Source organism: Streptomyces sp. NPDC002328 (assembly GCF_042890065.1).
Lineage (GTDB): Bacteria > Actinomycetota > Actinomycetes > Streptomycetales > Streptomycetaceae > Streptomyces.
In genome coordinates, this window is the sequence record NZ_JBIARQ010000032.1 from 37,142 (window position 1) to 60,397 (window position 23,256).

Here is a 23,256-nt window from a genome sequence, read left to right on the forward strand (position 1 = left end):
GTCGCGACGGGGGCCGGCGGGCCGCTGTGCGCGCGGCCGGGCGGGCGGCCGTCTACGCGGCTGTCTGCGAGGCCGGACGGGCGGCCGTCTGCGCGGCTGTGCGCGCGGCCGGTCCCGTCTGGTTTGGCGCGGCCCGTCCCGGCAACCCGCGAGTTGTGACTACGACAGCATCCCAACAGGAACTCTTCCGGTTCCTGGAGGATCGTTTCGCTTGTGCGCAGGCCTGCACCGAGTGTGCCCGTGCCTGTGCGCTGCGAGCGAGCCTCGTGGATCCGGACGGGACGGAACAGCAGGAACTCGTACGACGCAAGGGCATCATGTGCGCGGAGGTCTGCGACGCGACCTGCCGTGTGCTGTGCGAGGACAACCGGATGGACGAGGCGGGCATCCGCGTCCAGCTGGAATGGTGCCGGACCGTCTGCCTGGAAACCGCCCATGTCTTCGACAAGCAGCCCGGCGCCGAGGAGGGGGCGGCCGCGTGCCGCGCCTGCGCCCAGGCCTGCACCGACTTCCTCGCGACCCTGAACTGAAGCGCGACACCCAGCGGGGCGCCGCGCGCCCATTCCCAATTTCTGGAACACGTTCTACGGTGTGCGCCGTCAGGACACCGGCCTTGGGAAGCCAGGAGGCGCCGTGCACCTCGACCACACGCCCGAGCAGTTGCGGCTGCGCACCGAACTGCGCGCCTACTTCGCCGAGTTGGTACCGGACAACGCCTACGCCCGGCACGCCGACCCGGTCGCCGCCAAGCGCTTCTACCGGGCGACCATCCGCCGGCTCGGCGCGGACGGCTGGCTCGGCGTCGGCTGGCCCGAGGAGTACGGCGGCCGCGGACTGACCCCGATCGAGCAGTTCGTCTTCTTCGACGAGGCGGCCCAGGCGGGCGTACCGCTGCCCCTGATGGCGCTCAACACCGTCGGCCCGACGATCATGCGGTACGGCACCGACGAGCAGAAGGCGTACTTCCTGCCGAAGATCCTCTCCGGCGAGATCGACTTCGCCATCGGCTACAGCGAGCCCGACGCGGGCACGGATCTGGCCGCGCTGAAGACGCGCGCGGTGCGCGAGGATGGGGGCACCTCCCGCTCGAGCGAAGCCGAGAGCGGGGGAGAGTACGTCGTCAACGGGCAGAAGATCTGGACGACCAACGGCGACACCGCCGACTGGGTCTGGCTCGCGGTGCGCACCGACCCCGACGCCCCGCCGCACAAGGGCATCAGCATGCTGCTCGTCCCGACCACCGCCCCCGGATACTCCTGCACCCTCATCCGCACCCTCGCCTCCCACGACACCACCGCCAGCTACTACGAGAACGTCCGCGTCCCGGTCGCCCACCGCGTCGGCGCCGAGAACCAGGGCTGGCGACTGATCACCAACCAGCTCAACCATGAACGCGTCACCCTCGCCGCCCACGGCACCATGGCCATCCGTGCCCTGCACGACGTGCAGCGCTGGGCGACGGAGACCAAGCTCGCCGACGGCCGCCGGGTCGTCGACCTGCCCTGGGTGCGCCGCCGGCTCGCCCAGACGCACGTCAAGCTCGACGCCCTCAAGCTCCTCAACTGGCAGATGGTGGGGGCGTTGCAGAACGGCACCCTCACCCCGCAGGACGCCTCCGCCGTCAAGGTCTACGGCTCCGAGGCGCGCCGGGACGCCTACGCCTGGCTGATGGAGATCGTCGCCGCCCCCGGCGCCCTCCAGGAGGGCTCGGCCGGCGCCGTCCTGCACGGCGAACTCGAACGCGGCTACCGCTCCGCCGTCATCTTCACCTTCGGCGGCGGCAACAACGAGATCCAACGGGAGATCATCTCCTGGATCGGCCTGGGGATGCCGAGGGTCCGGCGTTAGCCTGCCCGTATGACGGCCGACCCGGGGTTGTTCACCCCCGCGAGCGTGACCTGGCAGGTGCACGGCGACCCCATGATGTGGGTCGCCGGGATCCGTGCGCTGTACCTCCAGGCCCTGCACCCCCGTGCCGTGCGCGGTGTCATGGAGAACTCCGACTTCCGCAAGGACGCCTGGGGCCGGCTCATGCGCACCGCGAGCTTCGTCGGCACCACGACCTACGGCACGAGCGAGGCCGCCGAGAAGGCCGGGGCGCGCGTTCGCAAGATCCACCGCATGCTCTCCGCGACCGACCCGGACACCGGGGAGCGCTACGGCGTCGACGAACCCGAACTGCTCCTTTGGGTGCACTGCGCCGAGATCGACTCCTACCTGCGCGTCCTGCGCCGCTCGGGCTACCCCCTCAGCGACGCCGCCGCCGACCGCTATCTGGCCGAACACCGCGTCAGCGCACGCCTGGTGGGGCTCGACCCCGACGCAGTACCGGGCAACACCGCTGACATGGAAGCGTACTTCGAGAAGGTGCGCCCCGAACTCGCCGCCGGGGACGACGCGCGCGCCGTCGACGACTTCCTGCTCCGCCCGCCGACGCACCCCCTGCTCGTCCCGGCCCGTGCCCTGCTGTGGCGGCACGTCGCACAACTGGCCTACGGCTCCCTGCCGTCGTACGCGCACGAGCTGTACGGCAGACGCGCCCCGCACCCGGCCGTCGTCACCCGGAGGCTGCGCGCGACCGGCGCCCTTCTGCGCGCGATTCCGGCACGGGTGCGGTGGCAGCTGCCGCCCAAGCACATCCTGCGGGCCATGGCGCGGCTCGGGCCCGAGGTGCGTCCCGCGCCGTACAAGGTGAACCTGTAGACCGCGCCGCCGTCACGCCTGCCGCCGCCGTCACATCCACCGCCGCCGTCGCACCCGCCGCCGCTGTCACTCCCACCCCAGCTCCGTGTACGGCCTCCCGGCCCGGATGCCGTCGAGGGCCGCCCGGGTGTACGGGACCAGCGGTTCCGGCAGTGCGTCCAGGGGCCACCAGTCCCAGCCGACGCATTTGTCCGGCTCCAGCACGCTCGGCTCGCCCTCCCATTTCCTCGCCCGGAAGACGAGTTGGAGGCGCGGCCGGGTGCCCTGGGTGTGGATGAGGTGGATCGCGTGCACGAACTCGACGTCCTCGGGCTCGATCAGCAGCCCGGCCTCCTCCCGGGCCTCCCGGATCAGACAGGCCACGGCCGACTCCCGTTCGCAGTGGCCGGCCAGGAAGTGGTGCTCCAGGGGTGCGAAGACCGAGTCGGGGTGGCGCAGCCCCAGCAGGATCCTGCCGTCGCGCTCCAGATAGAGGTGCACGCCGACGACGTTCGGCACGGCTCCCGCGCCGTGCCGACGCGGCGGAAGCGGGACCGCCGTCCCGTCGGCACGGTGGCGGGCGAGGACCTCCGCCGCCCACGGCGCCATCGTCAAGTGGGCGGTCGTCGCGAGGTCGAAGAAGGCGAGCATGATGCCCTCGGTCACCGCCAGCCGCGACGGATCGCCGTCCCAACTACCGAGAAAGACAAGCGTGTTGTCGATGACGGTGAAGCGGACCAGCCCGTCGACGACGATCCCCGCCTCCTCCATCAGCTCCCGCGCGACGCACTCCTCCGGGGTCTCGTCCCCCTCCATGGCCCCGCCCGGCAGCGACCACGCGCCCGGATCGAAGATCGGCTTGTGGGCGTCCCGCAGATGCAGCAGGTACTGCCCGCGCCGGTTGACCAGAAGCGCGGCGGTGTGGGTGGGCTCGGCGTCCATGCTGGGTCCCCTTCGTCTCCGAACACACGGGACTGGCACGCAACGCACATGTCCCGGAGGGCACTTGAGGCCACGGTGATCGTATGCGAGCCGGGCCCGCGCACCGGGGAGAACCGGGCGGGCTCGTCGCCGCCCGGGTGACGGCCCGGGGCCCCGCGCGGTGCGGCCGGGCACGCACCCCTGGCCGACCTTGATCACCTCGTGTTACCAAGAACCATGCCTGCACACGAGGGACACCAGCGACACCAGGGACATCAAAAACTCCAAGGCCGGGGACCCGGCCATGAGCGGCACCCCGGCGACCGCGCCTACGACGCCGTCATCGTCGGCGGCGGCCACAACGGCCTGGTCGCCGCCGCCTACCTGGCGCGGGCCGGACGGTCCGTGCTGGTGCTGGAACGGCTGGACCACACCGGCGGCGCCGCCGTCTCCACCCGCCCGTTCGCCGGCGTGGACGCCCGGCTGTCGCGCTACTCGTACCTGGTCAGCCTGCTGCCGCGGAAGATCGTGCGGGACCTCGGCCTGGACTTCCGCGTCCTAGGGCGCACGGTCTCCTCGTACACGCCCGTGGAGCGCGGCGGACGACCGACCGGGCTGCTCGTCGGCGGCGGCGAGGAGCGCACCCGCGAGGCCTTCGCGCGGCTGACCGGCGGCGAACAAGAGTACGAGGCCTGGCAGCGCTTCTACGGCATGACCGGCCGCGTCGCCGAACGGGTCTTCCCGACGCTCACCGAGCCGCTGCCCACCCGCGAGGAGCTGCGCCGGCGCGTCGACGACGAGGAGGCGTGGCGGACCCTCTTCGAGGAGCCGGTCGGCGTGGCGATCGAGGAGCGCTTCACGGACGACCTGGTGCGGGGCGTGGTCCTGACCGACGCGCTGATCGGCACCTTCGCCGACGCCCACGACCCCTCCCTCAAGCAGAACCGCTGCTTCCTCTACCACGTGATCGGCGGCGGCACCGGCGCCTGGGACGTGCCCGTCGGCGGCATGGGCGGCCTCACCGACGCCCTCGCGGCAGCCGCCCGGGAGGCGGGCGCCGTCATCGCCACCGGCCACGAGGCCGTACGGATCGCCACCGACGGCCACGCCGCCGAGGTCGCCTACCGGTCCGCCGACGGCGAGGGCGTCGTCGCCGCCCGGCACGTCCTCGTCAACGCCTCCCCGCAGGCGCTCGCGGCCCTCACCGGCGACGAGCCGCCCGCCCCCGCCGAGGGCGCCCAGCTCAAGGTGAACATGCTGCTCGAGCGGCTGCCCCGGCTCCGGGACACCTCCGTGGACCCGCGCGAGGCCTTCGCCGGCACCTTCCACATCGCCGAGGGCTACGAGCAGCTCGCCGCCGCCCACGCCCAGGCCGCCGCAGGGGAGCTGCCGGCCGCCCCGCCGTCCGAGATCTACTGCCACTCCCTGACCGACCCGAGCATCCTCGGCCCCGACCTCGTCGCGCGGGGCTACCAGACGCTGACCTTGTTCGGGCTGCACACCCCGGCCCGTCTCTTCGCCCGCGACAACGACGCCGTCCGCGAGGAACTGCTGAGGGCCACCCTCGCCCAGCTCGACGCCCATCTCGCCGAACCCCTCGCCGACTGCCTCGCCACCGACGCCGAGGGCCGCCCCTGCATCGAGGCGAAGACCCCGCTCGACCTGGAACGCGACCTCGGCCTGCCCGGCGGCAACATCTTCCACCGCGACCTCGCCTGGCCGTACGCCCAGGAGGGCGCCGGCCGCTGGGGCGTGCAGACCCGGCACGCCAACGTCCTGCTGTGCGGCGCGGGCGCGGTCCGCGGGGGAGGGGTGAGCGGGGTGCCGGGGCACAACGCGGCGATGGCGGTGCTGGACCGGCACGAGGGAGACGCCGACGCATGAGCACCTCACCAGGAGCGGGGCGGACCGACGGATCACCCGTCCGCGTCGGCGCCCTCGCCCCGCTGACCCGGCCGGGGTGGGACGAGGCCGGCCGGCATCTGCTCGCCGGGCTCGAACTGGCCGCTGGCGAAGTCAACGACGCCGGCGGGATCGGAGGGAGACCCCTCGAACTGCTGGTCCGGGACACCGCGGCCGACCCGCTCAGGGCCGCGGCGGCCGTGGACGAACTGGCCCGCCTGGGCGTGGCCGCGCTGGCGGGGGAGTACCACAGCGTCGTCGCGCGCTCCGCCGCCGCCCGCGCCGACGCCCTCGGCCTGCCGTTCCTGTGCTCGTCGGCGGTGCTCGACACGCTCACCGAACAGCCGACGGAATGGGTCGCACGGCTCTCCCCGCCGCAGTCCCGCGGCTGGCGGGTCTACGCGGACTTCCTCATCGGCGCGGGCCACAGCCGCATCGCCGTGGCAGCGCAGCCGAGTGTCTACTGGGCATCCGGCGCCCGCATCCTGCGGGACCACCTCGCTCCGCGCGGCGGGGCCGTCGTCGAACTCGACATGGGCGCGCTCGCCCCGGAAGCCGTGTGCGACGCACTCGGCGCCCATCGCGCCACGGCCCTCCTCCTGCTGGTCGGCGCCCCGGAGCCGGCCGTGTCGATCGTCCGGGCCGTCCGCCGCGACCAGCGCCTCGCCGGCCTGATGATCGGCGCTCCGGCCGGGCAGCCCGAGTTCACCGAATGGGCGACGCTGCTGGGCGACGACGGCACGGCGATCCCCTTCCTGCGCTACCTGCCCGAGCGCCTCACCCCGCTCGGCGCGCGCGTCGCCGTGGCCCTGCGCGAGCGGCTCGCCGGAGCGCCGTCCTTCGTCGCCTTCGAGGGCTACGACACGATCGCCGTCCTCGCCGACATGCTGCGCGCTCACGGCGTGGACCGGGCGAGCATCGCCGCTTCCTGGCCGGGTGTCGCCGTCGAAGGCACCCGGGGGCCGATCCGGTTCTCCCGCGTGCCGGGCATCGGCGTCTGGCAGTGGGCCCGTCCGCCGGTCCAGGTCGTCGACCGGGATCCGAAGGAGCCCGACCGCTTCCGGGTCCTCCACACCGGAACAGAAATCTGACGGAGCATCAGAAAACCTCTTCCGTCGGCATGTCCGCTGCGGCATCCTGCGCCCATGCAGACGGAGCTGAGCAACCAACTGGGAGTCGAGCACGCCGTCTTCGGCTTCACGCCGTTCCCCGCCGTGGCCGCGGCCATCAGCCGCGCCGGCGGGTTCGGCGTGCTCGGCGCGGTCCGCTACACCGCCCCCGACGACCTCAAACGCGACCTCGACTGGATCGAGGCGCACGTCGAGGGCCGCCCCTACGGCCTGGACGTCGTCATGCCCGCGAAGAAGGTGGAGGCCCCACAGAATCAGACACTGAGCGAGGCCGACGTCGAGGCGATGATCCCCGAGGGGCACCGGCAGTTCGTGCGGGACACCCTCGCCAAGTACGGCGTGCCCGAACTGGCCGAGGGCGAGGCGTCCGGGTGGCGCATCACCGGCTGGATGGAACAGGTCGCCCGCGGTCAGCTCGACGTCGCCTTCGACTACCCGATCCGGCTGCTCGCCAACGCCCTCGGCTCCCCGCCCGCCGACGTCGTGGCCCGCGCCCACGAACGGAACGTGCTGGTCGCCGCGCTCGCGGGCAGCGCCCGGCACGCGGAGAAGCACAAGGACGCCGGCATCGACATCGTCGTCGCCCAGGGCTACGAGGCCGGCGGGCACACCGGCGAGATCGCCTCCATGGTGCTCACCCCCGAGGTCGTCGACGCCGTCGCCCCGCTGCCCGTGCTCGCCGCCGGAGGCATCGGCAGCGGACGGCAGATCGCCGCCGCCCTCGCCCTCGGCGCGCAGGGCGTCTGGCTCGGCTCGCTCTGGCTGACCACCGCCGAGGCCGACCTGCACTCGCCCGCCCTCACCCGCAAGCTCCTCGCGGCCGGCTCCGGCGACACCGTCCGCTCCCGCGCCCTCACCGGCAAACCCGCACGGCAGCTCCGCACCGACTGGACCGACGCCTGGGACGACCCGGACGGGCCCGGCACCCTCCCGATGCCCCTCCAGGGACTGCTGGTCGCCGAGGCCGTCTCCCGGATCCAGAAGTACGAGGTCGACCCGCTGCTCGGCACCCCGGTCGGCCAGATCGTCGGCCGCATGAACGACGTCCGCAGCGTCCGGGCCGTCTTCGACGACCTCACCCGCGGCTTCGAGCAGGCCGTGGACCGCGTCAACCGCATCGCCGGAAGGAGCGGCCAGTGACGAGCACGCCCAGCGCCCAGAACGCGCGGAACACACCCCCCGCCGGATTCTGGGCCCAGGCCACCGCCGACCCCGACCGCGCCGTCATGATCGCGCCGGACGGCGAGGAGTGGAGCGCCGGGCGGCTGCACTCCGCCGCCAACCGCCTCGTCCACGGGCTGCGCGCGGCCGGCCTCGAACGCGGCGACGCCTTCGCCGTCGTGCTGCCCAACTCGGCCGAGTTCCTCACCGCCTACCTCGCCGCCAGCCAGGCCGGTTTCTACCTCGTCCCCGTCAACCACCACCTCGTGGGCCCCGAGATCGCCTGGATCGTCTCCGACTCCGGTGCCAAAGTCCTTCTCGCGCACGAGCGTTACGGCGACCAGGCGGCCCGCGCGGCTGACGAGGCCGGCCTCCCCGCCACCCACCGCTACGCCGTCGGCGAGGTCGACGGCTTCCGCCCGTACGCCGAACTCCTCGACGGACAGCCGGAGTCGGCGCCCGCCGACCGCACCCTCGGCTGGGTCATGAACTACACCTCGGGCACCACCGGCCGCCCGCGCGGCATCCGCCGCCCGCTGCCCGGCAAGCCCCCGGAGGAGGCCTACCTCGGCGGCTTCCTCGGCATCTTCGGCATCCGGCCCTTCGACGACAACACGCACCTCGTGTGCTCGCCGCTCTACCACACGGCCGTCCTCCAGTTCGCGGGCGCGTCCCTGCACATCGGCCACCGTCTGGTCCTCATGGACAAGTGGACGCCCGAGGAGATGCTCCGCCTCATCGACGCCCACCGCTGCACCCACACCCATATGGTTCCCACCCAGTTCCACCGCCTCCTCGCCCTCCCGGACGACGTCCGCGCCCGCTACGACGTGTCCTCGATGCGGCACGCCATCCACGGCGCCGCGCCCTGCCCGGACCATGTGAAACGGGCGATGATCGACTGGTGGGGGAACTGCGTCGAGGAGTACTACGCGGCCAGCGAGGGCGGCGGCGCGTTCGCCACCGCGCAGGACTGGCTGAAGAAGCCGGGAACGGTCGGCAAGGCGTGGCCCATCAGCGAGCTCGCGGTCTTCGACGACGACGGCGAGCGGCTGCCGCCCGGTGAACTCGGCACCGTCTACATGAAGATGACCACCGGCGGCTTCAGCTACCACAAGGACGAGGACAAGACCCGCAAGAACCGCATCGGCGACTTCTTCACCGTCGGCGACCTCGGCTGCCTCGACGAGGACGGCTACCTCTTCCTCCGCGACCGCAAGATCGACCTGATCATCTCGGGCGGCGTCAACATCTACCCCGCCGAGATCGAGTCCGCCCTCCTCGCCCACCCCGCCGTCGCCGACGCCGCCGCCTTCGGCATCCCGCACGACGACTGGGGCGAGGAGGTCAAGGCGGTCGTCGAACCGGCCCCCGGCCATGAGCCCGGTCCCGGTCTCGCCGCCGCCCTCCTCGCCCACTGCGCCGAACGGCTCGCCGGCTACAAGCGGCCCAAGAGCGTCGAATTCATCGTTGACATGCCCCGCGACCCCAACGGCAAGCTGTACAAACGCCGGCTGCGGGAGCCGTACTGGGAGGGCCGCAGCAAGCCCCTGTGAGAGTCACCGGCGCTCGCCCGCCCGAACCACCTTCAGGGCGGGCGAGTTGAGGATGTCCTTCTCGCAGAACCGGGACGTCACCCATTTTTCTCCGGAGAACAGCCGCGTCTGGTCGGCGTGGTGACGCGAGCCGGGGTCCGACGACTGGGAGTACGTCAGCAGCGTCCGGGCCACCGGGCAGCGGCTGCCGTCCCAGCCGACGGCCTGCATATAGCTGGAGCCGGTCGACACCTCGGTGTAGCCGCCGCCCGCCGGATTCCACATGGCCTCGACCTTGTTCCACACGCCGAGCGCCTCGGTGCCGCCCGGCACAGGGATGCGCTGTCCGCCGCGTACGACGAACTGGTGGTCGCCGAGCGGGGCGTCGAGCGGGATGCCGGCCGCGCGCAGCTCGGCGACCGCGTCCGCGAGAGCCGAAGTGAAGGCGGGCGAACCGGTGTTCAGCGTGTTCGGGGTGCGGACCGGGTCGGACGCGGAGAACGGGACCTTCCACTGCTGGGCGGCCGGGAACTTCCGCCAGAAGCGGTCGAAGAGCAGCGCGCCCCGGCTGCCGGTGTCGGTCGTGCGGTCCCAGGCGGCCAGCACCGCGCACGCCTCGCCCACGTCGACCGTCTTGCCGTCGCTGCCCGTCGCCGTCCCGCCCGGCAGCGCCGCGCACGCCTTCGCCGCGTCGGCCGCGGCCAGATCGGCGGCCGGCACCCGGTTGGCGTACTGCTGTCGTTGCAGGTCCCGTACGGTGAGGCCGCCCCGACCGGCCAGCGCCGCCACGTCCTCGATCGCGCCCCGCGTCCGCAGCGAGCGGACGGTGCCGATCGTGCCGAAGACGCGCTCGTAGCCCGTGAGCGGCCGGTCGGCGTTGGCCAGCCAGGCGCTGTCGTTGGAGTTCTCCGCGTACGGGGCGTCCTGGAGCGTGGGCAGCTTCGCCGGCCCGAAGATGCCCGGCTCGACGGCGTCGGCGTCGCGGCCGAGGGCGCAGTCGCCGCGCGAGCCGTCCAGGACCGCCACCCCGGACGCCGGATAGGTCACCCTGCCGAGCGGGGTGGAGCAGCGCTGGGCCAGCTCGTCGGTGATGCGGGGGAGCACCTGGGACTGGGTGAACAGGGTGCGGCCGCGCGCATCGGCGGCGACGGTGTTCACCCACGGCAGGCCCTGCGTGCGGCGCAGGGCGGCCAGGACGTCGGCCGTGCCGCGCGCCGTGCCGAAGCCGAGGGCGGTGTCGGAGGCGCGCAGGTTGGTGGCGTTGGGGTCGTTGACGGCGTAGGCCGTGGTCGCGGTCCAGGGCAGCGGCAGGGAGGCGCCGAGGCCGGTGACCACCGGGCCGTACCGGGTCCACCACTGGGTGCGGGTGACCGGCGCGCCGCCCTGGACGGGGACGGTCACCGTCCGGCGCGTCATGCGCTCGGGCTTGCCGTCCACCAGGTACGCCGTCGGGTCGGCCGGGTCCAACGTCAGCTGGTGCAGGTTGAGGGGGACGCCGGTGGCCACGGTGTGGCTCCAGGCGACACGGTCGTTGTGCCCGATGGACACGGTGGGCGTGCCGAGCAGCGAGCCGCCCGCCACGTTCAGCCGGCCCGGGATGGTCTGCTGCGACTGCCAGAAACGGCGGCCGCCCTGCCAGGGGTAGTGCGGGTTGCCGAGCAGCAGACCGCGGCCGTTCGCCGTGGTGGCCCCGCTGAAGGCGACCGCGTTGGAGCCCATGTCGGCGGAGTCGGCGGCGAACAGCTCGGCGGCGGCGCGGGCGGTGGCCTGGGCGTCGGGCGTCTCGGCGGCAACTTTGGCGGCGGACACGGCGGGAGAGGTCGCCGTGGGCGGCTGGGCGGCCGTGATGCCGTCGACGGCGCGGCCCTGGCCGCCGAGGACGGCGAGCGCGTAGCCGCGCGCGGCCACGTCCAGCGTCGTGATCGGGCGCACCCACGCGGCGCCCTTGCACGTCGGGTCGGTGATCCGGTTCTGCCGCAGCCAGGCGTTGTACCCGGCGGCGAAGCCCCGCATCAGCTCCTTCGCGGCACGGCTCGGACCGGCGGGCGCGGGCCGCGCGAGCAGGCGCTCCACCGTGCCCGCCTCCCGCACCCCGCGGAAGTACAGGTCGCTGGAGAGGTTGCGGGTCGCCGAGGAGACGGAGAAGTCCGGTGCCGCGTCCGGCCCGAAGTACCGTGACCGCTCCCCGCGCACGGTCACGAAACCGTCGGCGAGCACGCACACCTGGTCGGCGGCCTGCGCCCAGCCGGTGCCGAAACCGAGGTTCGCGTGGTCGCGCGCGAGGATGTGCGGGATGCCGTACTCGGTGTAGCGGATGACGGCGGACAGCCCGCCGGCGGAGTGACGCTCCTGCCGGTCCGGCCGGGCCTGCCGCTCGGCCGCGGACGCCGGCAGGGTCGCCGTGGCGGTGAGCAGGGCGACGGCGGCGACGGCCAGCCGTCTCATACGGGTGCGCATAGTGCCTCCCAACTGCGGTGAGGGAAGGGGCGGTTGAGCGTACCAGCGGGTATGTGCGGGGCGTGGGGCTTGTGTTGAGGTGCGGGGGGTGTGCCGACGTGCGCGGGGGGCGGGGCTGGGGGCGTGCCCGGGGACGGGGGTAGCGTCGGCGGGGACGGGGCACGCGTGGGGACGGGGCGGCGTCGGCGGAGACCGGGGCGCGCGCGGGGACGAGGGCGGCGTCGGCGGGGACCGGGGCGGCGTCGGCGGGGATCGGCGGCCGGCGTGCGCGGCTTGCGTGCGGTCGACTTGACCTGTTCCGGTCGCCGCCCGAGGATCATGTGCCATGACGCCCGGACACGGCAGTACCGGCAGTACCGTTGACGGGGTGCTGCGGCGCAGCGCCCGTCGCACCCCGGCACGCGTCGCGGTCGAGTACCGCGACCGCACCTGGACCTACGAGGAGCTCGACGAGGCCGTCTCCCGCGCCGCGAGCGTCCTGCTCGACCAGGGCCTCGCCCCCGGCGACCGGGTCGGCGCCTACGGCCACAACTCCGACGCCTACCTCGTCGCCTTCCTGGCCTGCGCCCGCGCCGGGCTGGTGCACGTCCCCGTCAACCAGAACCTCACCGGCGACGACCTCGCCTACATCCTCGGCCAGTCGGGCAGCGCCCTGGTCCTCACCGACCCGGACCTCGCCGGCCGGCTCCCCGACGGCGTACGGACGCTGCCCCTGCGCGACGCCGACGACTCGCTGCTCGCCCGGCTCGCCGGGGCCGCCCCGTACGACGGCCCCGAGCCGCGCACCGAGGACCTGGTCCAGCTCCTGTACACCTCCGGCACGACGGCCCTGCCCAAGGGCGCGATGATGACCCACCGCGCCCTGGTGCACGAGTACCTGAGCGCGATCTCCGCCCTCGACCTGAGCGCCGGCGACCGCCCCGCGCACGCGCTGCCGCTGTACCACTCGGCGCAGATGCACGTGTTCCTGCTGCCCTACCTCGCCGCCGGCGCGACGAACGTCATCATCGACGCGCCGGACGGCGACACGCTCCTCGACCTGGTCGAGGCGGGCCGCGTCGACAGCCTCTTCGCCCCGCCCACCGTGTGGATCGGCCTCACCAACCGCCCCGACTTCGCCGACCGCGAGCTCACCGGGCTGCGCAAGGCCTACTACGGCGCGTCGGTCATGCCGGTCCCGGTGCTGGAGCGGCTGCGCGAACGCCTCCCGAAGCTCGCCCTCTACAACTGCTTCGGCCAGAGCGAGATCGGCCCGCTCGCCACCGTCCTCGCCCCCGAGGAGCACAAGGGCCGCCTGGACTCCTGCGGACGCACCGTGCTCTTCGTCGACGCGCGCGTGGTCGACGAGAACGGCGAGGACGTCCCCGACGGAACGCCCGGTGAAATCGTCTACCGCTCCCCGCAGTTGTGCGAGGGCTACTGGGACAAGCCCGAGGAGACCGCCGAGGCCTTCCGCGACGGCTGGTTCCGCTCCGGGGACCTCGCCGTCCGCGACGCCCACGGCTTCTTCACGATCGTCGACCGGGTGAAGGACGTCATCAACTCCGGTGGTGTGCTGGTCGCTTCACGCCAGGTCGAGGACGCGCTGTACACGCACGAGGCGGTCGCCGAGGCCGCCGTGATCGGGCTGCCCGACGAGAAGTGGATCGAGGCGGTCACGGCGGTCGTCGTCGCGCGCGGCGAGGTCACCGAGGACGAACTCCTCGCCCACGCCCGCGAGAAGCTCGCGGCGTTCAAGGCGCCCAAGCGGGTGCTGTTCGTGGACGAACTGCCGCGCAACGCCAGCGGCAAGATCCTCAAGCGTGAACTCCGGGCGCGCTTCATCGAGTAGACGCGGAACCGCCCGGCCACGCGGACGCGTCGTCGCGGAAGGGAACCGCGTTGCACACGGACGCCGTCCCGTCCAAGATCGGCGCATGCCGACCTTCACCGCACCCGACGGAACCGAAGTGGCCTATCACGTCAGGGGCGAGGGCGATCCGCTCGTCGTCCTGCCCGGCGGGCCCATGCAGGCCTCCGTGTACCTGGGGGACCTGGGCGGACTCACCGCCCACCGCCGGCTGATCCTGCTCGACCTGCGCGGCACCGGCGACTCGGCCGTCCCGGCGGACCCGGCGACCTACCGCTGCGACCGGCAGATCGACGACGTGGAGGCGCTCCGCGTCCATCTGGGCCTCGACCGGATGGACCTGCTCGCCCACTCGGCGGGCGGCAGCCTCGCGATGCTGTACGCGGCCCGGTACCCCCGCCGGGTGGCGCGGCTGGCGCTCGTCACCGTGATCCCCTGGGCGCTGGGCCGGCCGGCCACGCCCGAGGAGCGGCTGACGGCGGCCCGGCTGCGGAAGGACGAGCCGTGGTTCGCGGACGCCTACCCCGCGTTGCGGGCCTGGCTGGCGGGCGAGGAGGTCACCGACGCCGAGTTCGCCGCCCTGACCGGCTTCTTCTACGGCCGCTGGGACGACACCGCCCGCGCCCACGCCGCCGGCATGGAGGAACGGGCGGTCGTCGAGGCGGAGGAGGCCTTCCACGGGCCCGGCGCCTACGATCCGCCCGCGCTGCGTTCCGCCCTCGCGGACGTCACCGCCCCGGTGCTGGTCCTCGCCGGCGAGGCGGACGGCGGCCCGTGCCCCGGCCTCGCCCGGCTCGTCGCCGACGCCTTCCCGCACGCCGAGTTCGCCGTCCAGCCCGGTGCCGGGCACTACCCGTGGCTGGACGACCCGAAGCGGTTCACCGACCGCACGGCCGCCTTCCTCGCCGCCGAGGGCTCGCCGCAGCCGTAAGCCGCCGCGGGCTCGCCTCGGCCGTAGGGCGTGCCCCACACGTCCCGTCCGCGGGCCCGCCTCAGGCGTCCGCCTCCGCCGCCACCTCCCTGGCCCAGCGGTAGTCCGCCTTACCGCTCGGTGAGCGGCGGATGGCGTCCGCGATCACCAGCTGGCGGGGGATCTTGTAGCCGGCGAGACGGCTGCGGCAGTGGGTCTGGATGTCCTCCAGCGAGGGAGAGGCCGCGCCGCCGCGCAACTGCACCACGGCCGCCACATGGTTGCCCCAGGTCGCGTCCGGCACGCCGGCCACCAGGGCGTCGTACACGTCCGGGTGCGCCTTGAGAGCCTGCTCGACCTCCTCCGGATACACCTTCTCGCCACCGGTGTTGATGCACTGCGAACCCCGGCCCAGGACGACGACCACGCCGTCCTCGTCGACCGTGGCCATGTCGCCGAGCAGCACCCAGCGCTCGCCGTCCTTCTCGAAGAACGTCTCGGCCGTCTTCGCCGGGTCGTTGTAGTAGCCCAGCGGCACGTGACCGCGCTGCGCGACCCGGCCCACCTCACCGGCCGCGACCGGCTCGTGGGTCACCGGATCGACCACCTGCGTACGGGAGTTGACGCGGACGCGGAAGCCGCGCTCGGGGCCGGAGTCGTCCGTCGCCGTACCGTTGAAGCCGGACTCCGATGAGCCGAAGTTGTTCAGCAGCAGCGCGCCCGGCAGCAGCGCCCGGAACTGGCGGCGGACCGTGTCCGACATGATCGCCCCGGAGGAGGAGACGCTGAAGACCGACGAGCAGTCGGTGCCCTTCATCGGCCCCTCCAGCGCGTCGATCAGCGGCCGCAGCATGGCGTCGCCCACCAGGGAGATGCTGGTGACCTTCTCTTTCTCGATGGTCCGCAGCACCTCCTCGGGCACGAACTTGCGGTGGATGACCACGCGTTGCCCGAAGTGGAAGCCGATGAACGCGGTCAGCGTGGAGGTGCCGTGCATCAGCGGGGGAGTGGGGAAGAACGTGATCCCGGACCCGCCGGCCGCCACCCGTTCGGCGAGCTCCTCCGGCTTCTTCACCGGCTCACCGGTCGGCGCGCCCCCGCCCAACCCGGCGAAGAACAAGTCCTCCTGACGCCACATCACACCCTTGGGCAGCCCGGTCGTGCCTCCGGTGTAGATGATGAACTGGTCGTCCCCGGAGCGGTCCGGGAACCCGCGCTCGGGCGAGCCGCCCGCCTCGGCCTCCGTGAACGACACGGCGGAGACGCCCTCCGCTTCGCCGCCCACCCGGATCAGATGCCGCAGCGCCGGAGCCTGGGGCAGCGCCCCCGCCACCCGGCCGGAGAACTCCGCGTCGAAGACGAGCGCGACCAGGTCCGCGTCCCGATAGAGGTAAACCAACTCCTCTGCCACATATCGGTAATTGACGTTGACGGGCACGATCCGTGCCTTCAGGCAGCCGAGCACCGTCTGGAGGTACTCGACGCCGTTGTACAGGTGCAGCCCGACGTGTTCGCCCGGGCGGATACCGCTGTCGAGGAGGTGATGCCCGATGCGGTTGGCCGCCGCGTCCAGCTCCGCGTACGTCAGCCGGCGCTCCGCCCCGGTACCCGGGTGGTCCGCGTGGACGAGGGCCTCGCGGTCCGGCACCACGTCGACCACCGACTCGAACAGGTCGGCAAGGTTGTACTCCACCGTTCCTCCTGACCCAGGACGGCCTGGCGCTCGGACGTTCTGTGACGGTTCGCCGGTCATCAGAGCAAAGGGCGCGGCAAGTGGGAAGGGTCCGCGCCAAGAAATCTGACTACCTGTCAGAAAACCCTTGAAGTGCCTCCCCGCCTCCTGCAACCTGTTCTCGTTCTGTCAGAGGGGAGATGGCGATGGGCGGGACCGAACACCTCACCGTGCAGCGCGAGGGCGCGACACTGGTGCTCACGCTCAACCGGCCCGAAGCGAAGAACGCGCTGTCGCTGCCGATGCTCGTCGGCCTGTACGACGGCTGGATCGAGGCCGACGAGGACGACGCGGTCCGCTCCGTCGTCCTGACCGGCGCGGGCGGCGCGTTCTGCGCCGGCATGGACCTCAAGGCACTGGCCGGCAAGGGCATGGAAGGACAGCAGTACCGCGCCCGGCTGGACGCGGACCCCGACCTGCACTGGAAGGCGATGCTGCGCCACCACCGCCCCCGCAAGCCGGTGATCGCCGCCGTCGAGGGCTACTGCGTCGCCGGCGGCACCGAGATCCTCCAGGGCACCGACATCCGCGTCGCCGGCGAGTCCGCCACCTTCGGCCTCTTCGAGGTCAAACGCGGCCTCTTCCCGATCGGCGGCTCCACCGTGCGCCTCCAGCGCCAGATCCCGCGCACCCACGCCCTGGAGATGCTCCTCACCGGACGCCCGTACAGCGCGACGGAAGCCGCCGCCGTCGGACTCGTCGGCCATGTCGTCCCCGACGGCTCCGCCCTGGACAAGGCGCTCGAGATCGCCGAACGCGTCAACGCCTGCGGCCCGCTCGCCGTCGAAGCGGTCAAGGCGTCGGTGTACGACACCGCCGAGATGACCGAGACCGACGGCCTCGCCGCCGAACTCGCCCGCGGCTGGCCCGTCTTCGACACCGCCGACGCCAAGGAGGGCGCCCGCGCCTTCGCCGAGAAACGCCCGCCCGTCTACCGGCGCGCGTGACGGCGCCGGTCCTCGAAGGAGGCAAGCCCCGATGCCCGAAGTCCTCAAAGCGCCCCTCGTCGTCGAGTTCCCCTTCACCCGCTCCCTCGGCCCCGTCCAGAGCGCCTTCCTCACCGGCCTGCGCGAACGCGTCGTCCTCGGCGTCCGCACCGGCGACGACCGGGTGCTCGTCCCGCCCGTCGAGTACGACCCCGTCACCGCCGAGGAGATCCGCGACCTCGTGGAAGTCGCCCCGACCGGCACCGTCACCACCTGGGCCTGGAACCACGCCCCCCGGCGCGGCCAGCCCCTCGACACCCCCTTCGCCTGGGTCCTCGTCCGGCTCGACGGCGCCGACACCGCCCTGCTGCACGCCCTCGACGCCCCCGGCCCCGACGCCGTCCGCACCGGCATGCGTGTCCGCGTCCGCTGGGCCGAGGAGCGCACCGGAGCCATCACCGACATCGCCTGTTTCGAGCCGTACGACGGCGAACCCGCCGAACCCGGCGGCCACACCGGCGAGTTCGAGGACCGGGTGACCGGCATCGTCGCCCACGCCCGCCTCGACTACACCTACTCCCCGGGCCGCGCCCAGTCCGCCTACATCGCCGCGCTCTCCGAGCGCCGCACCGTCGGCGAACGCTGCCCGTCCTGCCGCAAGGTGTACGTCCCGCCCCGCGGCGCGTGCCCCGCGTGCGGTGTCCCCACCGCGGAACAGGTCGAGGTCGGCCCCCGCGGCACCGTCACCACCTTCTGCATCGTCAACATCAAGGCGAAGAACCTGGACATCGAAGTCCCCTACGTCTACGCCCACATCGCCCTCGACGGCGCGGACCTCGCCCTGCACGGACGCATCGGCGGCATCCCCTACGACCAGGTGCGCATGGGCCTGCGCGTCGAACCCGTGTGGACGGACGACGCCCGCTACCCCGACCACTACCGGCCCACCGGCGAGCCCGACGCGGACTACGACGCCTACAAGGAGCTCCTGTGACCCCAGAGCCCGTCCGTGACATCGCCGTCGTCGCCTTCGCGCAGACCGACGTCCTGCGCTCCACCGACGAGCTCTCCGAGGTCGAGATGCTCATGCCGGTCCTGCACCAGGTCCTGGAGCGCACCGGCCTGAAGACCGCCGACATCGACTTCACCTGCTCCGGCTCCAGCGACTACCTCGCCGGCCGCGCCTTCTCCTTCACCCTCGCCCTCGACGGCGTCGGCGCCTGGCCGCCGATCTCCGAGTCCCACGTCGAGATGGACGGCGCGTGGGCCCTGTACGAGGCCTGGACCAAACTCCTCACCGGCGACGCCGACACCGCGCTCGTCTACTCCTACGGCAAGTCCTCGCCCGGCTCGCTGCGCGACGTCCTCACCCGCCAGCTCGACCCGTACTACGTGGCCCCCCTGTGGCCCGATTCCGTCGCCCTCGCCGCCCTCCAGGCCCAGGCCCTGATCGACGCCGGCGACACCGACGAACCGGCCCTCGCCGCGATCGGCGCCCGCAGCCGACGCGCCGCCACCCTCAACCGCCATGCCCAGCTGAGGGGTTCGGCCCCCCGGGGCGACTACGCCGTACGGCCCCTGCGCACCGGAGACTGCCCGCCCGTCGGCGACGGAGCCGCCGCCGTCATCCTCGCGGCCGGGGACCGCGCCCGTGAACTGTGCTCCCGGCCCGCCTGGATCCGCGGCCTCGACCACCGCACCGAGGCGCACTCCCTGGGCGTCCGCGACCTCACCGACTCGCCCTCCGCCCGCCTCGCCGCCGAACGCGCCGGTGCCTTCGAACGCCCCGTCGACACAGCCGAGTTGCACGCGCCGTTCACCTCCCAGGAGGTCGTCCTGCGCAAGGCGCTGCGCCTCGACGACAGCGTGCGCGTCAACCTCTCCGGCGGCGCGCCGGCCGCCAACCCCATGATGGCCGCCGGACTCGTCCGCATCGGCGAGGCCGCCGCCCGCATCCACCGGGGCGAGTCCGACCGCGCCCTCGCCCACGCCACCTCCGGCCCGTGCCTCCAGCAGAACCTGGTCGCCGTACTCGAAGGGGATCCGCGATGAGCAAGGAACCCGTGGCCGTCGTCGGCATCGGCCAGACCAAGCACGTCGCCGCACGCCGGGACGTGTCGATCGCCGGACTGGTGCGCGAGGCGGCCCGACGCGCCCTCGACGACGCGGAGTTGACCTGGGCCGACGTCGACGCCGTCGTCATCGGCAAGGCGCCCGACTTCTTCGAGGGCGTCATGATGCCCGAGCTGTACCTCGCCGACGCCCTCGGCGCCGTCGGCAAACCCATGCTGCGCGTCCACACCGCCGGCTCGGTCGGCGGATCCACCGCGCTGGTCGCCGCGAACCTCGTCGCCTCCCGCGTCCACGGCACCGTCCTCACCCTCGCCTTCGAAAAGCAGTCCGAGTCCAACGCCATGTGGGGCCTGTCCCTGCCGATCCCCTTCCAGCAGCCGCTGCTCGCCGGCGCGGGCGGCTTCTTCGCCCCGCACGTGCGCGCGTACATGCGGCGCAGCGGCGCGCCCGACGGCATCGGCTCCCTCGTCGCCTACAAGGACCGCCGCAACGCCCTCAAGAACCCCTACGCCCACCTCCACGAGCACGACATCACCCTGGAGAAGGTGCAGGCCTCGCCCATGCTGTGGGACCCCATCCGCTACTCGGAGACCTGCCCGTCGTCCGACGGGGCCTGCGCCATGATCCTCACCGACCGTGCCGGGGCCGCCCGTTCACCGCGCCCGCCCGCTTGGATGCTCGGCGGCGCGATGCGCAGCGAACCGACCCTCTTCGCCGACAAGGACTTCGTCTCCCCGCGCGCCGGCCGGGACTGCGCCGCCGACGTCTACCGGCAGGCCGGCGTCAGCGACCCGCGCCGGGACATCGACGCCGCGGAGATCTACGTGCCGTTCTCCTGGTACGAGCCCATGTGGCTGGAAAACCTCGGCTTCGCCGACGAGGGCGAGGGCTGGAAGCTCACCGAGGCCGGGGTCACCGAACTCGACGGCGACCTGCCCGTCAACATGTCCGGCGGGGTCCTCTCCACCAACCCCATCGGCGCGTCCGGCATGATCCGCTTCGCCGAGGCGGCCCTCCAAGTGCGCGGCCAGGCAGGGGAACACCAGGTGGACAGGGCCGAGAAGGTCCTCGGCCACGCCTACGGCGGCGGCTCCCAGTTCTTCTCCATGTGGCTCGTGGGAGCGCGGCCACCCGAGTCCTGAAAGGTCCCCCTCACGTGCTCTGTCGGGGTACGTGACCGATCGCTAGGCTGGCCGCGGACGACGAACCGGGAGGAGCACGGACGTGGCCGAGAGCACCATCCAGCAGCAGCCGTTCGCGGGCTGGGACAAGCCGGAGCTGGACCTCAGCAAGGCGGATTGGCAGTCCAGCAGCCGGGGCCTGGGGGATGTCCAGATCGCCTTCGTCGAGGGATTCATCGCGATGCGCAACAGCGGCAGCCCCCAGAGCCCTTCCCTGATTTTCACCCCCGCCGAGTGGGGCGCGTTCGTGTCGGGGGCCCGCGAAGGGGAGTTCGACCTGACCTGAGACCCGTGAACCCGCCGCGTCGGGCCGAACCGGCGGAGTTCCCCCTCGATTTCCGGACACGCGACCTCTGGGACCCGGCCTGCGCCGCGGCCTGAGCCAGGCTGAGCCCAGCAGGACGAAGGTCGTATCCCGGAGGTGAGGACCATGAGCACCCTGCCGGTCGCCGTGGCGGTCGACGGTTCCGACGACAGCCGGCGCGCCCTCGACTGGGCCCTCGACGCCGCCCGCCGACGCGGGGCCCCGCTGCGTGTCGCGCACGTACGCCAGTACGCCGTCTGGACCCCGCCCGGCGGGACGGTCGTCGCACCCCCGCCGCCGGACGAGGACCCGGTGCTCGCCGACGCCCGCGCACACCTGGAAGGCGGCCCCGCCCTCCCCGGCGCCGCCGAGTACGTCGGCCTGGACGGCGCGCCGGGCGCACTCCTGCCGGAACTGGGCGCCGAGGCCGAGCTGCTGGTGCTCGGCTCCCGGGGCCGGGGCGGCTTCGTCGGCCTGCTGCTCGGCTCCAACAGCCTGACCGCCGCCCGCGACGCCGAATGCCCCGTCGTGATCGTGCCCCGGCCCGGCCGCGAGGCCGACGGCCCGCAGGCCGGCGGCCCGGAGCAGGGACCCGGCCCCCGCGTGGTCGTGGGCCTCAACGTGGACAGCCCCGACGACGCCACCCTCGGCTTCGCCTTCGCCGAGGCCGCCCTGCGCGACGCCCGCCTTCAGGTGGTCGCCGCCTACCCCTGGCCCGTCCAGACCTGGGCCGCCCCCGGCGAACTGCTGCCGCCGCCCGTCGACCAGCACGCCGTCGCCCACGAGACCCGCACCCTCGCCGAGGGCTTCCTCTCCGCTCACCGCGACCGCCACCCCGGAGTCCGGGCCGACGTCCGCCCGTCGCCCGGCGACGCGGCCGGCCATCTCGTCGCGGCCTCGAAGGACGCCGACCTGCTCGTCGTCGGTCGCCACCGCCGCCGTCTCCTGGCCCCCGCCCGCATGCTGGGCTCGGTCACCCACGCGGTGCTCCTGCACGCGGCGAGCCCGGTGGCGGTGGTCCCGCCGAGCCCGGCCGAGGAATGAGCGGGCTGATCGGAGACCCTGGACACCCCTAATGGAAGACCTCAGGTCTATCATTAGGCCCATGCTGCACGCGTCCCCCGCCGACACCCGCCTGGCCCTGGACCTGGCGCTCACCGTCCGGCACGACGGACACGGCGGGGTCGCCGACGACCTCGCCGACCCGGCCGGCCTCACCGCCTGGATCCACGCCCACGCCGACGACCTTCCGGATGCCACCGGCCACGCCGCCGACGACACCGCCCTCACCGCCGTCCGTGACCTGCGCGCCGCCGTCCGCGCCCTGTTCGCCCACGCCGTACGCCCCGGTGAGCCGAGCCCCGCCGACGCCGCCCGTCTGCTGCCCGTGCCCGAGGCACTCGACCGCCTCAACGCCGCCGCCGCCCGCACCCCCACCGTCCCCGTCCTGCGCTGGACGCGGAACGCCGACCCCGAGCTGGACCGCCGGCCCGTACTTGAGGCGGGCGACCTCACCGCCGTCCTCGCCCAGGCCGCGATCGCCTTCCTCACCGGCCCCGACCGCCACCGCCTCCGCGCCTGCCACGCCCCCCGCTGCGTCCGCTACTTCCTCAAGGACCACCCCCGCCAGGAATGGTGCAAACCGTCCTGCGGCAACAGAGCAAGAGTCGCCCGCCACCACGAACGCCACAAACACCCGGCCACCTGACACAAACGGCAACTGCCACCCCCCTCAGGGGGCGCGGGGCTGTATCGATATGCGGCTCCGCCGCGCGGGCGCGACCAGCCCCCACCGGACCCGCACCCGACAACGAGCCGCATCTCCCCGCGCCACCGCCGGACGGCACCCCGTACCATTGCGGCATGTCGTTCCTCCGCCGCCGCAGCGCCACCCCCGCCGGGCCCGATTTCGACGTCCTGGCCATGGATCCGGGCGACTGGCCCGGCAATCTCGGCGCCGGCCTGCTGCCCGCGCCCGACGGCACCTGCCAGGGCGTCTTCCTGCGCTACGACCTCTTCGGCGGGCGCGGCCCGGCGATGATCATCGGCAATCTCCCCGAGGGCTCACCGGCCCGCGACGTGGAAGAGGGCGAGGTGCCCTTCGAGGTCGCCCAGCTGCTGCTCGCGCTGGAGAACGACGAGGAGGTGACCGTCGTCGGCACCGAGGACATGCCGGTGATGCAGGGCGACAACCTGCTGATCGTGCGCCGCCTCAAGCTCTCCGAGAGCCGTATCTCCTGTGTGCAGTTCGACCGCAGCGACAACGTCCTCGTCACCATCGCCGCCTGGGACCGCCCCATCACGGACGACCTGTACGCCCTGCTGAAGCCGCTCCCGGCGGAGCTTTTCCAGCAGGGCTGAGGGCCAGGACCGGGCGAGGCTACTCTCGGAACACGCCCTAGAAGGCCGATGAAGATCTTGGTGAGGGGCTGTCCGGCCGTGAGGCCGGACAGCCCCTGCGGTCATGCACCGGCCGGTGCGATGTGCCAGGTG

At 73.1% G+C, this 23,256-nt stretch carries 20 protein-coding genes; 17 read left to right on the forward strand and 3 right to left on the reverse strand.

The window, feature by feature from the left end:
* Window positions 1-155 precede the first annotated feature (155 nt).
* The 3 genes from ACFYX4_RS39060 to ACFYX4_RS39070 all read left to right on the forward strand — a co-directional run bounded on the left by ACFYX4_RS39060 (window position 156) and on the right by ACFYX4_RS39070 (window position 2,703).
* On the forward strand, window positions 156-530 hold the full coding sequence (locus ACFYX4_RS39060; protein WP_389344364.1) for a ferredoxin: 375 nt from the start codon (window positions 156-158) through the stop codon (window positions 528-530).
* A 103-nt stretch (window positions 531-633) separates the two neighbouring features.
* Window positions 634-1,848 (forward strand): acyl-CoA dehydrogenase family protein, encoded by a 1,215-nt coding sequence (locus ACFYX4_RS39065; protein ID WP_389344366.1) that lies wholly within the window; start codon window positions 634-636, stop codon window positions 1,846-1,848.
* A 9-nt stretch (window positions 1,849-1,857) separates the two neighbouring features.
* The gene (locus ACFYX4_RS39070) at window positions 1,858-2,703 is read left to right on the forward strand and encodes an oxygenase MpaB family protein (RefSeq protein ID WP_389344368.1); all 846 of its coding nucleotides are present in this window, start codon (window positions 1,858-1,860) and stop codon (window positions 2,701-2,703) included.
* A 66-nt stretch (window positions 2,704-2,769) separates the two neighbouring features.
* On the opposite strand, the gene ACFYX4_RS39075 is transcribed toward ACFYX4_RS39070, so the two are convergent.
* Window positions 2,770-3,624, reverse strand: a complete 855-nt coding sequence (locus ACFYX4_RS39075) for an NUDIX domain-containing protein (protein ID WP_389344370.1) — start codon at window positions 3,622-3,624, stop codon at window positions 2,770-2,772.
* 216 nt (window positions 3,625-3,840) lie between these two features.
* On the opposite strand from ACFYX4_RS39075, the gene ACFYX4_RS39080 reads away from it, so the two are divergent.
* The 4 genes from ACFYX4_RS39080 to ACFYX4_RS39095 are packed head-to-tail and all read left to right on the forward strand — an operon-like array spanning window position 3,841 to window position 9,352.
* The gene (locus ACFYX4_RS39080; RefSeq protein ID WP_389344372.1) at window positions 3,841-5,487 is read left to right on the forward strand and encodes a phytoene desaturase family protein; all 1,647 of its coding nucleotides are present in this window, start codon (window positions 3,841-3,843) and stop codon (window positions 5,485-5,487) included.
* Window positions 5,484-6,596: an ABC transporter substrate-binding protein gene (locus ACFYX4_RS39085; protein WP_389344374.1), complete on the forward strand. Its 1,113-nt coding sequence runs from the start codon at window positions 5,484-5,486 to the stop codon at window positions 6,594-6,596. Before ACFYX4_RS39080 ends, ACFYX4_RS39085 begins: the two co-directional genes overlap by 4 nt.
* A gap of 54 nt (window positions 6,597-6,650) precedes the next feature.
* On the forward strand, window positions 6,651-7,775 hold the full coding sequence (locus tag ACFYX4_RS39090) for an NAD(P)H-dependent flavin oxidoreductase (RefSeq protein WP_389344376.1): 1,125 nt from the start codon (window positions 6,651-6,653) through the stop codon (window positions 7,773-7,775).
* Window positions 7,772-9,352, forward strand: a complete 1,581-nt coding sequence (locus tag ACFYX4_RS39095; protein ID WP_389344378.1) for an acyl-CoA synthetase — start codon at window positions 7,772-7,774, stop codon at window positions 9,350-9,352. Before ACFYX4_RS39090 ends, ACFYX4_RS39095 begins: the two co-directional genes overlap by 4 nt.
* A 3-nt stretch (window positions 9,353-9,355) precedes the next feature.
* Here the strand turns inward: ACFYX4_RS39095 and ACFYX4_RS39100 are convergent, their stop codons facing one another.
* Window positions 9,356-11,788, reverse strand: coding sequence for a penicillin acylase family protein (locus tag ACFYX4_RS39100; protein ID WP_389344380.1), 2,433 nt, complete (start codon window positions 11,786-11,788; stop codon window positions 9,356-9,358).
* 325 nt (window positions 11,789-12,113) lie between these two features.
* On the opposite strand from ACFYX4_RS39100, the gene ACFYX4_RS39105 reads away from it, so the two are divergent.
* Window positions 12,114-13,619 carry an acyl-CoA synthetase gene (locus ACFYX4_RS39105; RefSeq protein WP_389344382.1) on the forward strand — a complete coding sequence of 502 codons (1,506 nt, stop codon included), beginning with the start codon at window positions 12,114-12,116 and terminating at the stop codon, window positions 13,617-13,619.
* An 85-nt stretch (window positions 13,620-13,704) separates the two neighbouring features.
* Window positions 13,705-14,568 (forward strand): alpha/beta fold hydrolase, encoded by an 864-nt coding sequence (locus ACFYX4_RS39110; protein WP_389344384.1) that lies wholly within the window; start codon window positions 13,705-13,707, stop codon window positions 14,566-14,568.
* A 61-nt stretch (window positions 14,569-14,629) separates the two neighbouring features.
* Here ACFYX4_RS39110 and ACFYX4_RS39115 read toward each other — a convergent pair whose 3' ends face one another.
* A complete protein-coding gene (locus ACFYX4_RS39115) occupies window positions 14,630-16,240 on the reverse strand; it encodes an acyl-CoA synthetase (protein ID WP_389344386.1) in 1,611 nt (536 codons plus the stop codon).
* Window positions 16,241-16,425: 185 nt separating this feature from the next.
* Between ACFYX4_RS39115 and ACFYX4_RS39120 the strand changes: the two genes are divergently transcribed.
* From ACFYX4_RS39120 to ACFYX4_RS39155, 8 genes are all read left to right on the forward strand, one after another.
* On the forward strand, window positions 16,426-17,226 hold the full coding sequence (locus ACFYX4_RS39120) for a crotonase/enoyl-CoA hydratase family protein (RefSeq protein ID WP_389344388.1): 801 nt from the start codon (window positions 16,426-16,428) through the stop codon (window positions 17,224-17,226).
* A gap of 31 nt (window positions 17,227-17,257) precedes the next feature.
* The gene (locus ACFYX4_RS39125) at window positions 17,258-18,199 is read left to right on the forward strand and encodes a Zn-ribbon domain-containing OB-fold protein (RefSeq protein WP_389344390.1); all 942 of its coding nucleotides are present in this window, start codon (window positions 17,258-17,260) and stop codon (window positions 18,197-18,199) included.
* Window positions 18,196-19,257, forward strand: coding sequence for a thiolase domain-containing protein (locus ACFYX4_RS39130; RefSeq protein WP_389344392.1), 1,062 nt, complete (start codon window positions 18,196-18,198; stop codon window positions 19,255-19,257). The genes ACFYX4_RS39125 and ACFYX4_RS39130 overlap by 4 nt, the downstream gene beginning before the upstream one ends.
* A complete protein-coding gene (locus ACFYX4_RS39135; protein ID WP_389344394.1) occupies window positions 19,254-20,420 on the forward strand; it encodes a thiolase domain-containing protein in 1,167 nt (388 codons plus the stop codon). Before ACFYX4_RS39130 ends, ACFYX4_RS39135 begins: the two co-directional genes overlap by 4 nt.
* Before the next feature lie 82 nt (window positions 20,421-20,502).
* Entirely contained in the window at window positions 20,503-20,745 is a 243-nt protein-coding gene (locus tag ACFYX4_RS39140) for a DUF397 domain-containing protein (RefSeq protein WP_389344396.1), read from the forward strand.
* A gap of 144 nt (window positions 20,746-20,889) precedes the next feature.
* A complete protein-coding gene (locus tag ACFYX4_RS39145) occupies window positions 20,890-21,807 on the forward strand; it encodes a universal stress protein (RefSeq protein WP_389344398.1) in 918 nt (305 codons plus the stop codon).
* Between the two features lie 61 nt (window positions 21,808-21,868).
* Window positions 21,869-22,471 (forward strand): CGNR zinc finger domain-containing protein, encoded by a 603-nt coding sequence (locus tag ACFYX4_RS39150; protein ID WP_389344400.1) that lies wholly within the window; start codon window positions 21,869-21,871, stop codon window positions 22,469-22,471.
* A gap of 155 nt (window positions 22,472-22,626) precedes the next feature.
* Complete coding sequence (locus ACFYX4_RS39155; protein ID WP_351089562.1) at window positions 22,627-23,124, forward strand: hypothetical protein; 498 nt, start codon at window positions 22,627-22,629, stop codon at window positions 23,122-23,124.
* Window positions 23,125-23,256 lie beyond the last annotated feature (132 nt).

What these genes read in the sequence shown, in the direction of transcription:
- ACFYX4_RS39070 (WP_389344368.1), top strand. Translation starts at nt 1,858, where the DNA reads ATGACGGCCGACCCGGGGTTGTTCACCCCCGCGAGCGTGACCTGGCAG.
- ACFYX4_RS39075 (WP_389344370.1), bottom strand. Translation starts at nt 3,624, where the DNA reads ATGGACGCCGAGCCCACCCACACCGCCGCGCTTCTGGTCAACCGGCGC.
- ACFYX4_RS39080 (WP_389344372.1), top strand. Translation starts at nt 3,841, where the DNA reads ATGCCTGCACACGAGGGACACCAGCGACACCAGGGACATCAAAAACTC.
- ACFYX4_RS39085 (WP_389344374.1), top strand. Translation starts at nt 5,484, where the DNA reads ATGAGCACCTCACCAGGAGCGGGGCGGACCGACGGATCACCCGTCCGC.
- ACFYX4_RS39090 (WP_389344376.1), top strand. Translation starts at nt 6,651, where the DNA reads ATGCAGACGGAGCTGAGCAACCAACTGGGAGTCGAGCACGCCGTCTTC.
- ACFYX4_RS39100 (WP_389344380.1), bottom strand. Translation starts at nt 11,788, where the DNA reads ATGCGCACCCGTATGAGACGGCTGGCCGTCGCCGCCGTCGCCCTGCTC.
- ACFYX4_RS39105 (WP_389344382.1), top strand. Translation starts at nt 12,114, where the DNA reads ATGACGCCCGGACACGGCAGTACCGGCAGTACCGTTGACGGGGTGCTG.
- ACFYX4_RS39110 (WP_389344384.1), top strand. Translation starts at nt 13,705, where the DNA reads ATGCCGACCTTCACCGCACCCGACGGAACCGAAGTGGCCTATCACGTC.
- ACFYX4_RS39120 (WP_389344388.1), top strand. Translation starts at nt 16,426, where the DNA reads ATGGGCGGGACCGAACACCTCACCGTGCAGCGCGAGGGCGCGACACTG.
- ACFYX4_RS39125 (WP_389344390.1), top strand. Translation starts at nt 17,258, where the DNA reads ATGCCCGAAGTCCTCAAAGCGCCCCTCGTCGTCGAGTTCCCCTTCACC.
- ACFYX4_RS39135 (WP_389344394.1), top strand. Translation starts at nt 19,254, where the DNA reads ATGAGCAAGGAACCCGTGGCCGTCGTCGGCATCGGCCAGACCAAGCAC.
- ACFYX4_RS39145 (WP_389344398.1), top strand. Translation starts at nt 20,890, where the DNA reads ATGAGCACCCTGCCGGTCGCCGTGGCGGTCGACGGTTCCGACGACAGC.
- ACFYX4_RS39150 (WP_389344400.1), top strand. Translation starts at nt 21,869, where the DNA reads ATGCTGCACGCGTCCCCCGCCGACACCCGCCTGGCCCTGGACCTGGCG.
- ACFYX4_RS39155 (WP_351089562.1), top strand. Translation starts at nt 22,627, where the DNA reads ATGTCGTTCCTCCGCCGCCGCAGCGCCACCCCCGCCGGGCCCGATTTC.